The organism is Mumia zhuanghuii (assembly GCF_042681565.1).
Taxonomy (GTDB): Bacteria; Actinomycetota; Actinomycetes; order Propionibacteriales; family Nocardioidaceae; genus Mumia.
Map to the genome: position 1 here is coordinate 2321874 of NZ_JBHUFT010000008.1, position 12443 is coordinate 2334316.

A 12443-nucleotide genomic window follows, 5' to 3' on the forward strand; every position below is an offset into this window, starting at 1 on the left:
GGCTTGGTGACCCGGTGCGGATTCTCCCGCAGGGAGCTGGTCACGAACTCTGTTCGACAGCCGGGCGAGGTCGCACTGGGCATGCGCAGTGAGCTCAACCCGCCACGTTGGCTCACGCAACGCAGCACCGTCAAGCGTGACTCCAGATCTCGGACGCCATCAGCACCGCCGCCGGCCGCCCATGGCAGGTGATCGTCACGATCTCGTGGGTCGCCTCGGCCTCTTCGACCAGACTCGACAGCTTGTTCCCAATTCACTCGGGCCTGCGAATTCACCCACGCAGCGCCTGGTTGAGCCGTGCCGCCTGACGCGTGAGGTGATCGCGCTCGGCGAGGTTGGTCGCGACCCGCGCTGCGTCGGCGTACAGCCTCGCCGCCGCCGGCAGGTCCCCCGCCTTCTCGTGAAGGTACGCCGACGCCGCCGTGTGCCGCGGCAATCCAGGATCGACCTCGGCCAACGTCGCGAGCCCCGCCTGGGCACCATCAGCCTCTCCGACGGCGACGGCCCGGTTGAGCGCCACGACGGGACTTCCCGTGAGCCGCAGCAGCTCGTCGTACCAGCTGACGATCTGCACCCAGTCGGTCTCCTTGGCGCGTGGCGCGTCGGCATGCAGGGCGGCGATGGCAGCCTGGGCCTGGTACTCCCCCAGCCGGTCACGACGCAACGCCGCCTGCACGACGTCGACCCCCTCCGCGATCAGTCGGGTGTCCCACAGGGTCCGGTCCTGCTCAGCCAGCGGTACGAGGCTGCCGTCAGGCCGGATCCTGGCCGGTCGCCGCGCGTGGTGCAACAGCATCAGCGCCAGCAGCCCGGCAGTCTCCTCGTCCTCGGTCATCGACGCGAGCTGCCGCGTGAGCCGGATCGCCTCGGCCGCCAGGTCGACGTCGCCCGTGTAGCCCTGGTTGAAGACCAGATAGAGCACCCTCAACACTGTCGCCAGATCCCCGGGCGACTCGAACCGTACGCCGCTGACCGTCCGTTTGGCACGGCTGATCCGCTGCGCCATGGTCGCCTCGGGTACGAGGTACGCCTCAGCGATCTGCCGGGTCGTCAGGCCGCCGACGGCGCGCAGCGTCAGCGCCACCGCCGACGCGGGAGTCAGTGACGGGTGCGCGCACAGGAAGTACACCTGCAGCGTGTCGTCGCTCGACGCCGCAGGTCCGGGTGTCGGCTCGTCGTCGACCCGCCGCTCCCGCTCACGTCGCGACGCCTCCGACCGGTGGGCGTCGACGAACTTGCGCCAAGCGACCGTGACGAGCCACGCCTTCGGATCGGCCGGCGGCCGGTCCGGCCAGGACTGCGAGGCCTGGACGAGTGCTTCCTGTACGGAGTCCTCGGCGGTCGCGAAGTCCACTCCGCGGCGCACGAGGACGCCGATCACCGCGGGTGTCAGCTCCCGTACGAGCAGCTCGTCCATCACCTGATCCGTCCTGGCCGAACCGGTCACTCGGTGACCGTCGGCGGCTCGCTCAGGAAGGGACGGAGCTCGAGCCACTCGTGGATCGGCTTCCCACCGGCTCCCGGCGCTGCCGACAGCTCGCCCGCGAGCTCGAGCGCTCGGTCGTACGAGTCGACGTCGATCACCATCCAGCCCGCGATCAGGTCCTTCGTCTCCGGGAACGGACCGTCGGTCACCGGCGGCCGCCCCTCACCGTCGTACCGGACGAACGTCCCCTCGGGTGCGAGAGCCTGACCGTCGACGTACTCCCCGGTGCCCTCGAGCCGAGAGGCGAAGTCGGCCATGTACTGGATGTGGTTCGTGATCTCGTCCGGTGTCCACTGGCCCATCGGGACGCTGTTCACGGCCTCGGGGGCGCCGCGATAGTGCTTGAGAAGCAGGTACTTCGCCATGATGATCTCCTTGATGCGCTACGGCCGTGGTGGCCGCGTCTGCCCCTGGGACGGAGCCGCCGTGCCGTTCTCGACATCGGTACGGCGGCAACTTACGCCTTATCGCGTTGCGGGGCACTCCTCCACGTGCCTAACGTCGGGCGATGACCAGCCAGCTCTTCGCCCTGACCTTCGACGCGCACGACCCGCTCCGCCTCGCGCAGTTCTGGGAAGGTCTTCTGGGTGGGGAGGTGACTGGCTCCCCCAGCGACGGCATCACGCTCCTCCCGAGCGAGGATCCCGGGTTCCGACTCCAGTTCGCACCGAGCGAGCAGAGGAAGGTCGGCCAGAACCAGACCCACTTCGACCTGACGAGCGCGTCCCTCGAGGAGCAGCAGCAGACGGTGGCGAGAGCCCTCGAGCTCGGTGGCCGCCACCTCGACATCGGTCAGCTTCCAGAGGAGGGGCACGTGGTGCTCGCCGATCCGGAGGGCAACGAGTTCTGCGTGATCGAGCCGGGCAACCACTTCCTCGCCGACTGCGGCTTCATCGGGGCACTCTCGTGCGACGGCTCGCAGGAGGTCGGCTACTTCTGGAGCGAAGCGTTGGGGTGGCCGCTGGTGTGGGACCAGGACCAGGAGACCGCGATCCGTTCGCCGCACGGCGGCCCGAAGGTCACCTGGGGCGGTCCTCCCCTGATGCCGAAGACGGGCAAGAACCGTCTGCACTTCGATCTCGCTCCCCCGGCCGACGGCGATCAGCAGACGGAGGTCGACCGGCTCATCTCCCTCGGTGCGACGCGGCTCGACATCGGGCAGGGTGACGTCGACTGGGTCGTGATGGCTGATCCCGACGGCAACGCGTTCTGCGTGCTGGCGTGATCACGTCTGACGCCGAGGTCGCGATCGCGGCCGCAGAGGCCGGCGCCGACGTCGCGCTGACCGATCAGGGCGCTGTCACCGCTGCGGCCTCCGCCGACCCGGTCACCGGTGAGCTCTTCTGGACGGACGGCGACCGCGCGTTCCGGCGGTACGAGGACGAGGACGTCCCTCTTCAGCCCACCGCGCTCTCGATGCTCGTCGACGTGAACTGCGACGGGCCTCTCGATCGGCCGTTCGTCGGTGGGAAGCTGGTGGCCGACGCGCGGCGTACGTCTCGGACGGGCAGTTCCGGGACAACCTCCACGTCGCCGCGGGCATCGCGATCTGCGAGGCAGGAGGCTGCGTCGTCAGCGATCTCGCCGGGGATGCCCTCCACACCGGGCGGGGCCTCCCCATCTCGGCGGACGACGTCACGCACCAGGCGCTGCTCGAGGTCGTCCGCCCTCACCTGCTGGCGATGCTCGCGGCGCCCGAGCCGCTCAGTGCCAGTCGCTGATCCGGACGTCGTTCGGCGCGGGCTCGCCCTCCCCCGTCTCCAGCATCGACTTGAGACTCAGCAGGAACGTCGCCCACTTGGTGCTGCAGTGGTGCATGAACTCCACCGGCTCGCGCCAACCTCGGTGGGCGAACATCACGATGGTGAAGTCACCCTCTGTACGGAGGTCCCAGCTGATCTGCGTACCGACCCACTCCTCGGGACCGTCGATCACCTCCCAAAGGACGTGCTCGGCCGAACGCGTGTCGACAACCTTCATGTCGAAGCCGCCGAACGGTGGGAACCGGAACTCCAAGACCCCTCCAGTCGTCCCGTCGCCACTCGTGTCAGCGGTCCACCAGCCGGCGAGTCCTTCTGCTGTCGTCAGTGCCTCGTACACCGCGTCGCGCGGTGCCGTCATTCCCACTCGGTGCAGGATGTCTACCATCGTTCTCTCCTCTTGTCGGTGCGGCCGCGGTCGCGGCCACGTCACGCTCGCTTCGTCTTCTCGATCGCCTCGGCGATCTGCTTGATCCGTCGCAGCCGCGCGTCCCATGTGCTGCCGACGGCGTTGAGCTGCACCACAGCGCGCTCGAGCTGGGCCTCATCGACCCGGTAGCGCCGCTCGCGCCCCAACGGCGTCCCCTCGACCAGCCCCACGCGATCGAGCACGCCCAGGTGCTTCGAGACCGCCTGCCGCGTCACCGGAAGCTGCTCACTCAGTGAGGTCGCCGTGCCGGCGCCGTTGGCCAGCAGGAGGTCGAGCAGCTGCCGCCGGGTCGGGTCACCGATGGCCGACCACAGGTCGTCGTCGATCGCACCGGTCATCGTGCTGACACCAGGTCTTCGGCGTACGAGCCGAGCCTCGGGACGTACAGGTCCCAGCCGGCGACGTGGTCGTTGTACTGCTGCTCGAGGACCGCCGCCTCCCAACCCCGTTCACGGAACCCCGTCTCGGTGAGCTTGAGCAGCGTGCCTGATCCGGTCGGGACGAGCTCGAAGGTCACGAGCAACGAGTTGCCGTCGACCGCGCGCTCCCCCGCCGGGTGCGTCCACCGGAAGGTGAAAAGCCGAGGCGGCTCGACGACGAGGACGGTCATCGCGCTCACCTGAGCCCGCGGATCGTCCCCCTCGGCCCACACGAGCTCCCCCGACATGCCAGGCGTCGGCTGCACGTCGGACTCGGCGTACCACCACTCCCGCACATGCTCAGGCTGGCTGATCACCTCGAACACCACCTCGGGCGGCGCCTCGATCTGGATCTCGCGCTCGATGCTGGCGTACTCCATGGCGTCTCCCGTTATTCGCAACCTTTGGTTGCTCCTTACGGTACCGCCGCATCTCGCGATGCGCAACCATCAGTTGCGCAAAGGTGCGGCGAGCGTCAGGAACCGAACGCCACGTCGGCCGCGTCCACGACGGCGGCCGTACGACCGGGAGCCGCCTGGAAGCCCCAGTAGAGGTTGGTGTGGGCGATGACCCCTGGTGCCGGCGGCGCACCGGGGATGTCGCTCGTCGTGTGCGCGTCGCCGACCAGCGTGACGTCGTACCCGCGGGCGAACGCACCGTGGATCGTCGACCGGATGCACGCATCGGTTTGCGCTCCGGCGACGATGAGTGCGCCGACAGCCGTCCGCGCAAGCACGTCCTCGAAGTCCGTGGCCTCGAACGCGTCCTGGTAGTGCTTGTGCACCACCGACTCGCTCTCCCCCGGCACGAGCTCAGGAACGTACGCCCAGTCCTCGCTCCCCTCGACGAGGTGGTCGTCGGAGTGCTGCACCCACATGACGGGGACGCCCGCTGAGCGGGCGCGGTCGACGAGCCCAGCGATGTCGGCGACCACGCGGTCGCGGTCGTGGGCGTCGGCGACGACACCGTTCTGGACGTCGATCACGACCAGGGCCTGGTTGGGGCGATCGGACAACGTGGTCATGGGGTGCTCCCTCCGGCGGCCGGCGGGCCCGGCCTTGCGGCCACGCTAACCCTCGCCTCTGACAGTGGTGAGGACCCAAGACCGGGACGCAAACCGGGACTCCTCGGACACTCGCCCGGCTAGCGTCGGCGCATGGGACTCGACGCCGACTACCCCGCCGTGGTCACGACCGGCACGCAGCCCGTCGCCGTCTGGGACGGCGCACGGCACGTCATCGACCATCTCGCCCCTCCCGACGGGCCGGGCTCGCACGCGAATGTGACGTGCTGGATCGACCGCGCGAACGGCCGCTGGTATCGCACGCTCTGGAATTTCGGGCTGCCGGCAGGATCCTTCGCGTACGTCTCTGCCGACTTCACGCACGTCTTCCATCCTGGCAACCGCTTCCTGCTGCACGAGTGCGCGACGACCTCGGATACGCCCGGCCCGCGCTGGCGCGTCAATCCGTGGCTCGTCAGCGTCGCCGTGACCGGGGGTGTGCTCGCGGCGGCAGCGGCCCTCAAGAAGCGCCGTCGCGTACGACCACCCGGCCGCCCCGTGCCGCCCGAACCACCCGAGTCACCGCACGGCCTCGAGTGACCGAACGCCGTCGCTCCGTCGTCGATCAGACCGGGTACGGCACCCGCCGGCGGGCGTCCTTCAAGACCGTCGCCCACCAGTCGAGCTGATCGAGCATCGCCTTCGCGTACACCGCCGTCTGCTCGTCGTTCGGCAGACCGGCGTCCATGTCGAAGTTCAGGAAGTAGTTCGGGAAGGACAACCCGTCGCGGATCGTCACGGCGTGCAGCTCGGTCAGCACGTTCTCGAGGTGGAGCACGGCATGGCGTCCGCCGGCTGCTCCCCCATAGCTCACGAACGCCACGGGCTTGGCCGTCCACTGGGTGAAGTGCCAGTCGATCGCCGCCTTGAGTGACGCGGGATAGCTGTGGTTGTACTCGGGGGTCACGATGACGAATGCCTCGGCGGCGTCTAACCGCTCCGTCAGTTCGAGCATCCCCGCCGGTCGCGGGTAGGCCTCCCCCGCGAGCTTCGGCGACTCCGCAGGCAGAGCCAGTGGGACATCGGCGTCCGCAAGATCGACCACGTCGACCTCGAAACCACCGTGTGCGCGTGCCTGCTCGGCGACCCATGAGGCCACGACGGGACCGAAGCGACCCACTCGGACACTGCCGACCAGGATGACAAGTCTGCTGTTCTCGCTCATGTCTCCAGCGTGGAGACAACGGCGCGCCACAACCAGACCGCGCTCAGGCTGGCCCCCACAGGGCCACCTTCGTACGAGGGAGTACGGCGCGCACCGCCGTACTGTGGTGGTCATGAGCACGCCCCTCGGCGACTTCGTCCGCGCACGTCGCGACGCCACGAAGCCGGAGTCGCTCGGCATCCCGTCTGGCGACCGGCGCCGCACTCCCGGCCTGCGTCGCATGGAGCTGGCCGCGCTCGCCGGCATCAGCGTCGAGTACCTCACCCGCATCGAGCAGGGGCGCGACCGCAACCCCTCGATCCAGGTCGTGCACGCCCTCGCCGAGGCGCTCCAGCTCGACGTCACCGACCGAGAGCACCTGCACCACCTCACCAAGGCGACGTCCGGCGAGTGCGTCAGCGTGGTCCCGCACCAGACATCGGTGCGGCCGGCCGTCCAGGCGATCCTCGACCAGCTCGAGCCCGGCATCGCCGCGGTCGTCAACCGGATCGGTGACCTCCTCTCCCACACATCTGGCTTCGACCGGCTGGCGCGTCCCCTCGGCGTGCTCGACGGAGCGGAGCCAAATCTGACCCGCTTCGTCCTCACCGACAAGAGAGCACGCCACGCGTTTCCCGACTGGGAACGCATCGCCGACGAGCGCGTGGCGGAGCTGTGGCAGGGCCCCGCGACGGATCGTTCGAGGTCGTTCACCGCCGAGATGGCGGCGGTCGCTGGGGACGATTTCACCGGCCGCCTCAGCGGTCACACGGCGGTGTCCCGCGGCACCCAGCAGTGGCTCCACCCGGTCGCCGGCGAGCTGCGCCTGGACTGCGAGATCCTCGAGCTGCCTGCTGCCGACAGTCAGCAGATCATGGTCCTCGTCCCCACGGACGACCCGACCGCGGCCGCGCTCGAGTCGCTGCGCCTACGCGCCGCCGGCACGCTGCGGGCCGTCTGACCTGGCCACAACCATGGCGCCACCGATCGGCCTAGGCTGAGCGGATGCTCACCTCCACCACCGATGTCGCCGTCGTCGGCGCAGGGATCGTCGGCCTCGCGACCGCGTACGAGCTGACCCGCGCGGGTGCCTCGGTGACCGTGTACGAGGCCGGAGCCCCTGGGGGCGGACAGTCCGCCGGTGATGCGCGGATCTTCCGGCATGCCCACGCGGACGCACGTCTAGCCGGCTTCGTCGCCCGGTCGCGCGCGATCTGGCGGGAGTGGAGCGACACCTTCGGCACCGAGCTCGTCTCCCCGGACGGAGCGGTCGCGCTCGGCCCAGCCGTCGAGTCTCGGATGCAGGTGCTCCGCACGTTGGCCGACGTCACCGTACGTCCGCTCGACGCCGCCGAGCTCCGCGCCCGCCTTCCCCTGCTCGCCCCGTACGACGGACCCGCGATGCTCGACGAGACCGGTGGCGCCATCCGTACGCGCGCCGCCGTGACGCGCCTCAGCGCCGCCCTCGGTGACGCGCTTGTCCGTGACCACGTCCTGACTCTGCGACGGACGGCGAGCGGGACCGTCGAGGTCCGCACGGGCACCCGCCGCGGCACGCACGCGTACGTCGTGGTCTGCGCAGGCCTCGGCACTGCCCCGCTTGCGCACGGCATCGGCCTGTCGCTTCCGGTCCAGGTGTCGGCGCACGTGCGGGTCACGTTCGCCGTGCGCGAGGCCCCGCCACGCCGCCTCGCCACGCTCCAGGACTCCAGCGGCGCCTTCGGAGAGGAGGGCGTCTACGCGGCACCCGTCCCCGACAACAGCCGGTACGGCGTCGGCCTCGCCGCGTCGGTCCCTGTGAACGACGACGGCCGGTCGATCGATCCAGCAGCGCTGGACGCCCTCGCGACCCGAGCCGCCGACTACGTCCGCGTCGCGCTGCCGGGGCTCGACCCGACGCCGGTCGGGCACGTGCACTGCTGGGTCACGACACTCCCCTGGGGCGACGACGGAGTCGCGGTGTGGGAGGACGACGGGATCGCCTTCGTCGCTGGCCACAACCTCTACAAGCAGGCGCCCGCGCTCGGCGTCGAGCTCGCCGCCCTAGCGATGACGGGGACCCTGGCCGACGAGCTGCGCCCCGCGGCACGCCTCGGGCGCGACTGAGCGCGCCCCGACCAGCCTCAGCCTCAGGCGTCGATCTGGTCCCGCCGCGCCTCGACGATGCGTACGGCGAGGTCGGCGGGCAGCGGGGCGTCCGGCTGGAACCTGATCGTTCCCTTCGCCGTGTCGTACGAGGCCAGGTCGTCCTCGAACTGCGCGACAACGTCGCTGCTGAACGGGAAGAGCGACAGGTGCTTCTTCGTCGACATCACACTGACCAGGGGTTTGCCCCGGTAGACGAGCGCCGGCATCCCGTAGCCCTTGCCCTGCTCGGCGTCGGGAACCGCCTCAGCGACCGCGGCGTACACACCGGCCACCACGGAGCGGCGCGGCTCCTCGAGCTCTGACACATAGTCGTCGACCGTTCCCATCCGGCCAGCGTAGGTGCGGTGACGTCTACTCGCTGAGCGTGCGCGACGCCGCCACCGGCCCGGCCCACCCATAGACGCGCGAGAACCGCACGGTCACGAGGACACGACGCTCCGCGACCATCGCCGCCCGGAACTCGTCCCAGTCGGGGTGCTCGCCTCGTACGGCCCGGTAGTGGGCGACGAGGGCCTCCACCGCCGCATCCTCCGGGTGGGCCGCCGCCGGACCGACCTCCGCGTCGCCCTCTCCGACCGCGTACGACGCAAGCTCATCGGTCGTCGCGTAGTAGCTCGCCCGCGGGTCACGCTGGAGGTTGCGGACCTTCGCGCGGTCGGCAGTTGTCGAGATGAGGACGGCATCGGCCTCCGGGTCGTACAGGTGCCCGACGTTCGACAGCTGCGGCCGCCCGTCGCGCTTGAGCGTCACCAGCACACCGCGCCAGGACCCGGCAAAGATCTCCCTCAGGTCATTCACGGCGAGATCCTTCCATGCGCGGGCTCGTCGAGCGAGCGAATACTCAGGGCTGTCGCGCCAGCTGTGCCGCGTACACGTCGGTGTCGACGTTGCCCCCGGTGACGACGACACCGACGATATGGCCGGCGTTGCGGTCGCGCTCCTGCGTGGCGGCAGCGGTGGCCGCGGCTCCCGCACCCTCGGCGACGTTGTGGGTCGTCCGGTACAGCAGCCTCATCGCGTCGGAGACCTCGTCGTCGCTCACCACGACCACCCGCGAGATCCCGTCGCGGATCAGCGCGAGCGCCTCCGCCACCGGCGTACGGCACGCCATCCCGTCGGCCAGCCGTGTCGTCACCGGCGTGGACACCAGCGCGCCCGCCTCCAGCGAGTCCGCGTACGCCCGCGCACCCGCGGACACGACCCCTACCACCTCGGCGCGGTGCCCGAGCGCGGCCTTCGCCGCGAGCATCCCGCACGCCCCGGAGCCGAGCCCGATCGGGACATAGACGACGTCGAGGTCGGGCACCGCCGACAGATACTCCAGCGCGTACGTGCCCGCTCCGGCGACCAGCCACGGGTGGAAGTTGGGCGCGAGCGCGATCCCCCGCTTCGTGGCGAGGGCGCGTGCGTGCTCGAGCGAGTCCTGGAAGTCGTCTCCGTGCTCGATCAGCTCGGCGCCGAGCGCCTGCATCGCTGCGTTCTTCTCGCGGCTGTTGCCCCTCGGCACGACGACGGTGGCGGGAATACTGCGGCGCCCCGCCGCGTACGCGAGCGCCTGCCCGTGGTTGCCGCGCGTCGCCGAGACGACGCCCGTGGGCAGCGCCCCGCTGCGTGCGAGCCGGTCGAAGTAGACGAGCGCACTGCGCGCCTTGAACGCCCCGAGCGGCGTGTGGTTCTCGTGCTTGGCCCAGACCGTCGCGCCCAGCTCCTCGCTGAGCAACGGCCATACCTGCTGCGGCGTCGGCGCGAACGCTGCACGCACCGCGCGGGTGGCGTCGAGCAGGTCGGCGTGGTCAGGCAGGCCGGTGGCGGTGGGCACGGTGTCAGTAGACGTACTCATCTGCTGATGATGCCACCGTAGGCCGATGAGTTCGCCCGTCCGGAGGCGTCCACCCTTGACCACCGACCTACGAGGAGATCCATGCGCACCGTGTACGCGTTCCTGCTGACGTCCGTCGACGGCTATCACGCTGACGCAGCCGGAGGGACGGACTGGTTCGACATCGACGAGGAGTTCGAGGAGTACTCACGCGCTCAGGGTGACCACATCGACACGATCGTGATGGGACGCGTCACCTTCGAGATGATGGCGGCCTACTGGCCGACCCCGCAGGCGTACGACGCGGACCAGGTCGTCGCCGGCTTCATGAACGACCTCCCCAAGGTCGTGGCCTCACGGACGATGACGACGCACTCCTGGGGTCCGACGACGTTCGTCGCCGACGACATCGCGGGGCACGTCCGTGCGCTCAAGGAGAAGCCGGGCAAGGACATCGCGATCTTCGGCAGCTCCTCTCTCGTCGCGAACCTGCTCCCGACGGGGGTCGTCGACGAGCTGCGGATCATCGTCGACCCGGTCGCGCTCGGCAGTGGTGTCCCCGTGCTCTCCGGCCTCCCGGGGCCGATCCCGCTGCGCCGTACGGACGTGCGCGTGTTCGACAACGGCCATGTCGTGCTGACGTACGCACCCGTGCTGAGCTGACGTCAGAGCGCGATGCTCACCGGGAACGTCGCGATCCACGCGATCGCGCCGATCAGGACGAGATAGCCGGCGATGATCATCACCGTCTGCAGCCGGCGACTGCCGATCTTGGTGCTCATGCCCGCAAAGAAGAGCGCGACGGCGTACAGGACGACGGTGAGCACGTAGTTGCTCGCGCGCTGGATGTCCTCCCTCACCTCGGCCGCCGAGGCCTCCGCCTCCCGGTCGAGCTGGTCCGCCTTCTTGTCGGCGGCGAGGGTGTACTCCGGCATCGCGAACGGCGTCGGGGGCGCGGTGGCGTCGGTGAACGGGTCCGTCGCCCTCCAGGCCTCGAACGCCGTCCGGAACTCAGGCCGGAACCTCGCCTCGAAGAACGCCGCGAGCTGCGGCTCACCGCTGCGGTCGGCATCGACCCATGCGATGAAGGTGGCGACGTCGATCTCGGTCTGGGCCTCGGCCAGACCCTGTTCCCGGGCGGCCTCCACCCGGATCGCGCTGGTACGGCTCGCCGCCTCCGCCTGCTCGCCGTGCCAGCGCGTGGCCTGGTAGCTGCTCCACGACGTGGCGACCGCCGCCACCACCAGCAGCACGGTCACCGCGAGCTCGCGGAGCATGCTCGCCTGCTCAGAGGGCGCGGCCATGGCTGTCGCAGAGCTCAGGCGGGTCGATCCCTGCAACCTCGACGGCGGCGGCGATCAGCCGCAGGGACCGCTTCATCGCGACCGGCTCGAGCCTGCCGACGCCGTCCCCGTGAGGGTTGTCGAAGAACACCAGCAGGAGCAGGAGCAGGGTGATGACGACGGTGACGCTGCCCATCAGCATCGCCTGGGTCCTTGCACGCTCGGCCCGGTCGGCGAAGAACAGCATGTAGCCGAAGATCACGGCAGCGATGACGAACAGCCCGATCCAGATCGGGAGCGGCACGACACCTTCGACGCCGTGCACCCGGTCGATCCGCGCCTGCTCCCGCGCATCGGTCTGATCCATCCACCGGTCGTACGCCGACCCCTCGGCCGCGGTGGCCGGCTCGTAGGCGCGCATCGTCCGGAACATCTCGGCGCCCCAGGGGTTGAACGCGTCCCCGAGAGTGCCCTTATCCATCGCCGGCCACTCCGAGTCGATGACCGACCGGGCGTAGCAGATCAGCATCGCGGTGAGCTCCTCACCGCGCTCGGAGGGCAAAAACTGGGCGGTCTCGACCTGTTGCACGACCGACAGCGCCTCAGTCTCGGCACCGGTCCGAGAGGCGTCGTACGACTCAAACGCGAGGAAGATGATGAACCCGAGGATCACCGCGAACCCGGTCGCGAGCACACCGAACACGCCCGACGCACGGTCGCCGTCGGCGAAGTAGCTGCCCTCGGGAGCGTGGCGCCGGACCAGCAGCATTGCGGTCACGGTGCATGCCGTCACGAGCACGACGACGAGCGCCCCGATGAACAGGTTCACGCCGCCCCCTTCCCCGCTGCCCCCCACATCGTCCGTCGACCGTGGGTGGTCGACATCACCCG

The 12443-nt window shown here is 69.9% G+C and carries 18 protein-coding genes; 5 read left to right on the forward strand and 13 right to left on the reverse strand.

The annotated features are described in order from the left end of the window. Positions 1-130: 130 nt before the first annotated feature. Genes ACFSDF_RS19730 through ACFSDF_RS19740 form a run of 3 tightly spaced genes read right to left on the reverse strand, consistent with a single transcriptional unit; the run spans position 131 to position 1851 of the window. Positions 131-253 carry a type II toxin-antitoxin system Phd/YefM family antitoxin gene (locus ACFSDF_RS19730; protein ID WP_208322401.1) on the reverse strand — a complete coding sequence of 41 codons (123 nt, stop codon included), beginning with the start codon at positions 251-253 and terminating at the stop codon, positions 131-133. 18 nt (positions 254-271) lie between these two features. Next, on the reverse strand, positions 272-1417 hold the full coding sequence (locus ACFSDF_RS19735; protein ID WP_167002648.1) for an RNA polymerase sigma factor: 1146 nt from the start codon (positions 1415-1417) through the stop codon (positions 272-274). 26 nt (positions 1418-1443) lie between these two features. Next, positions 1444-1851: a YciI family protein gene (locus ACFSDF_RS19740; protein ID WP_167002646.1), complete on the reverse strand. Its 408-nt coding sequence runs from the start codon at positions 1849-1851 to the stop codon at positions 1444-1446. Positions 1852-1994: 143 nt separating this feature from the next. Here ACFSDF_RS19740 and ACFSDF_RS19745 point away from each other — a divergent pair, with 143 nt between their 5' ends. Further along, complete coding sequence (locus ACFSDF_RS19745; protein WP_377158856.1) at positions 1995-2711, forward strand: VOC family protein; 717 nt, start codon at positions 1995-1997, stop codon at positions 2709-2711. 479 nt (positions 2712-3190) lie between these two features. Here ACFSDF_RS19745 and ACFSDF_RS19750 read toward each other — a convergent pair whose 3' ends face one another. From ACFSDF_RS19750 to ACFSDF_RS19765, 4 genes are all read right to left on the reverse strand, one after another. Then, entirely contained in the window at positions 3191-3607 is a 417-nt protein-coding gene (locus tag ACFSDF_RS19750) for an SRPBCC family protein (RefSeq protein WP_255490709.1), read from the reverse strand. 68 nt (positions 3608-3675) lie between these two features. After that, positions 3676-4014, reverse strand: coding sequence for an ArsR/SmtB family transcription factor (locus ACFSDF_RS19755; RefSeq protein ID WP_167002639.1), 339 nt, complete (start codon positions 4012-4014; stop codon positions 3676-3678). Continuing rightward, positions 4011-4475: an SRPBCC domain-containing protein gene (locus tag ACFSDF_RS19760; RefSeq protein WP_167002637.1), complete on the reverse strand. Its 465-nt coding sequence runs from the start codon at positions 4473-4475 to the stop codon at positions 4011-4013. The genes ACFSDF_RS19755 and ACFSDF_RS19760 overlap by 4 nt, the downstream gene beginning before the upstream one ends. 95 nt (positions 4476-4570) lie before the next feature. Next, a complete protein-coding gene (locus tag ACFSDF_RS19765; RefSeq protein ID WP_167002635.1) occupies positions 4571-5119 on the reverse strand; it encodes an isochorismatase family protein in 549 nt (182 codons plus the stop codon). 132 nt (positions 5120-5251) lie between these two features. Between ACFSDF_RS19765 and ACFSDF_RS19770 the strand changes: the two genes are divergently transcribed. After that, on the forward strand, positions 5252-5698 hold the full coding sequence (locus ACFSDF_RS19770) for a hypothetical protein (RefSeq protein WP_377158861.1): 447 nt from the start codon (positions 5252-5254) through the stop codon (positions 5696-5698). A 25-nt stretch (positions 5699-5723) separates the two neighbouring features. Here the strand turns inward: ACFSDF_RS19770 and ACFSDF_RS19775 are convergent, their stop codons facing one another. Continuing rightward, complete coding sequence (locus ACFSDF_RS19775) at positions 5724-6323, reverse strand: NADPH-dependent FMN reductase (protein ID WP_167002631.1); 600 nt, start codon at positions 6321-6323, stop codon at positions 5724-5726. A 112-nt stretch (positions 6324-6435) separates the two neighbouring features. On the opposite strand from ACFSDF_RS19775, the gene ACFSDF_RS19780 reads away from it, so the two are divergent. Further along, a complete protein-coding gene (locus tag ACFSDF_RS19780) occupies positions 6436-7263 on the forward strand; it encodes a helix-turn-helix domain-containing protein (RefSeq protein ID WP_377158864.1) in 828 nt (275 codons plus the stop codon). 44 nt (positions 7264-7307) lie between these two features. Next, the gene (locus tag ACFSDF_RS19785; protein WP_377158867.1) at positions 7308-8408 is read left to right on the forward strand and encodes an NAD(P)/FAD-dependent oxidoreductase; all 1101 of its coding nucleotides are present in this window, start codon (positions 7308-7310) and stop codon (positions 8406-8408) included. A 23-nt stretch (positions 8409-8431) separates the two neighbouring features. On the opposite strand, the gene ACFSDF_RS19790 is transcribed toward ACFSDF_RS19785, so the two are convergent. From ACFSDF_RS19790 to ACFSDF_RS19800, 3 genes are read right to left on the reverse strand one after another with little or no spacing between them, the layout of a single operon-like run. Further along, positions 8432-8776, reverse strand: a complete 345-nt coding sequence (locus tag ACFSDF_RS19790) for an iron chaperone (RefSeq protein WP_167002625.1) — start codon at positions 8774-8776, stop codon at positions 8432-8434. A gap of 25 nt (positions 8777-8801) precedes the next feature. Beyond that, entirely contained in the window at positions 8802-9248 is a 447-nt protein-coding gene (locus ACFSDF_RS19795; RefSeq protein ID WP_377158870.1) for a PPOX class F420-dependent oxidoreductase, read from the reverse strand. Positions 9249-9291: 43 nt separating this feature from the next. Then, positions 9292-10290 (reverse strand): threonine dehydratase, encoded by a 999-nt coding sequence (locus tag ACFSDF_RS19800; RefSeq protein WP_377158873.1) that lies wholly within the window; start codon positions 10288-10290, stop codon positions 9292-9294. Positions 10291-10371: 81 nt separating this feature from the next. Here ACFSDF_RS19800 and ACFSDF_RS19805 point away from each other — a divergent pair, with 81 nt between their 5' ends. Beyond that, positions 10372-10932: a dihydrofolate reductase family protein gene (locus tag ACFSDF_RS19805; protein WP_167002621.1), complete on the forward strand. Its 561-nt coding sequence runs from the start codon at positions 10372-10374 to the stop codon at positions 10930-10932. A 2-nt stretch (positions 10933-10934) separates the two neighbouring features. Here the strand turns inward: ACFSDF_RS19805 and ACFSDF_RS19810 are convergent, their stop codons facing one another. Together ACFSDF_RS19810 and ACFSDF_RS19815 are read right to left on the reverse strand one after the other, a co-directional pair. Next, positions 10935-11573: a hypothetical protein gene (locus tag ACFSDF_RS19810; protein ID WP_377158876.1), complete on the reverse strand. Its 639-nt coding sequence runs from the start codon at positions 11571-11573 to the stop codon at positions 10935-10937. After that, entirely contained in the window at positions 11557-12381 is an 825-nt protein-coding gene (locus ACFSDF_RS19815) for a bestrophin-like domain (RefSeq protein WP_377158879.1), read from the reverse strand. The genes ACFSDF_RS19810 and ACFSDF_RS19815 overlap by 17 nt, the downstream gene beginning before the upstream one ends. Positions 12382-12443 lie beyond the last annotated feature (62 nt).

Excerpts from the sequence above, each read along its gene's own strand:
- ACFSDF_RS19735 (WP_167002648.1), bottom strand. The coding sequence starts at position 1,417 with ATGGACGAGCTGCTCGTACGGGAGCTGACACCCGCGGTGATCGGCGTC.
- ACFSDF_RS19740 (WP_167002646.1), bottom strand. The coding sequence starts at position 1,851 with ATGGCGAAGTACCTGCTTCTCAAGCACTATCGCGGCGCCCCCGAGGCC.
- ACFSDF_RS19745 (WP_377158856.1), top strand. The coding sequence starts at position 1,995 with ATGACCAGCCAGCTCTTCGCCCTGACCTTCGACGCGCACGACCCGCTC.
- ACFSDF_RS19750 (WP_255490709.1), bottom strand. The coding sequence starts at position 3,607 with ATGACGGCACCGCGCGACGCGGTGTACGAGGCACTGACGACAGCAGAA.
- ACFSDF_RS19755 (WP_167002639.1), bottom strand. The coding sequence starts at position 4,014 with ATGACCGGTGCGATCGACGACGACCTGTGGTCGGCCATCGGTGACCCG.
- ACFSDF_RS19760 (WP_167002637.1), bottom strand. The coding sequence starts at position 4,475 with ATGGAGTACGCCAGCATCGAGCGCGAGATCCAGATCGAGGCGCCGCCC.
- ACFSDF_RS19765 (WP_167002635.1), bottom strand. The coding sequence starts at position 5,119 with ATGACCACGTTGTCCGATCGCCCCAACCAGGCCCTGGTCGTGATCGAC.
- ACFSDF_RS19770 (WP_377158861.1), top strand. The coding sequence starts at position 5,252 with ATGGGACTCGACGCCGACTACCCCGCCGTGGTCACGACCGGCACGCAG.
- ACFSDF_RS19775 (WP_167002631.1), bottom strand. The coding sequence starts at position 6,323 with ATGAGCGAGAACAGCAGACTTGTCATCCTGGTCGGCAGTGTCCGAGTG.
- ACFSDF_RS19780 (WP_377158864.1), top strand. The coding sequence starts at position 6,436 with ATGAGCACGCCCCTCGGCGACTTCGTCCGCGCACGTCGCGACGCCACG.
- ACFSDF_RS19785 (WP_377158867.1), top strand. The coding sequence starts at position 7,308 with ATGCTCACCTCCACCACCGATGTCGCCGTCGTCGGCGCAGGGATCGTC.
- ACFSDF_RS19790 (WP_167002625.1), bottom strand. The coding sequence starts at position 8,776 with ATGGGAACGGTCGACGACTATGTGTCAGAGCTCGAGGAGCCGCGCCGC.
- ACFSDF_RS19800 (WP_377158873.1), bottom strand. The coding sequence starts at position 10,290 with ATGAGTACGTCTACTGACACCGTGCCCACCGCCACCGGCCTGCCTGAC.
- ACFSDF_RS19805 (WP_167002621.1), top strand. The coding sequence starts at position 10,372 with ATGCGCACCGTGTACGCGTTCCTGCTGACGTCCGTCGACGGCTATCAC.
- ACFSDF_RS19810 (WP_377158876.1), bottom strand. The coding sequence starts at position 11,573 with ATGGCCGCGCCCTCTGAGCAGGCGAGCATGCTCCGCGAGCTCGCGGTG.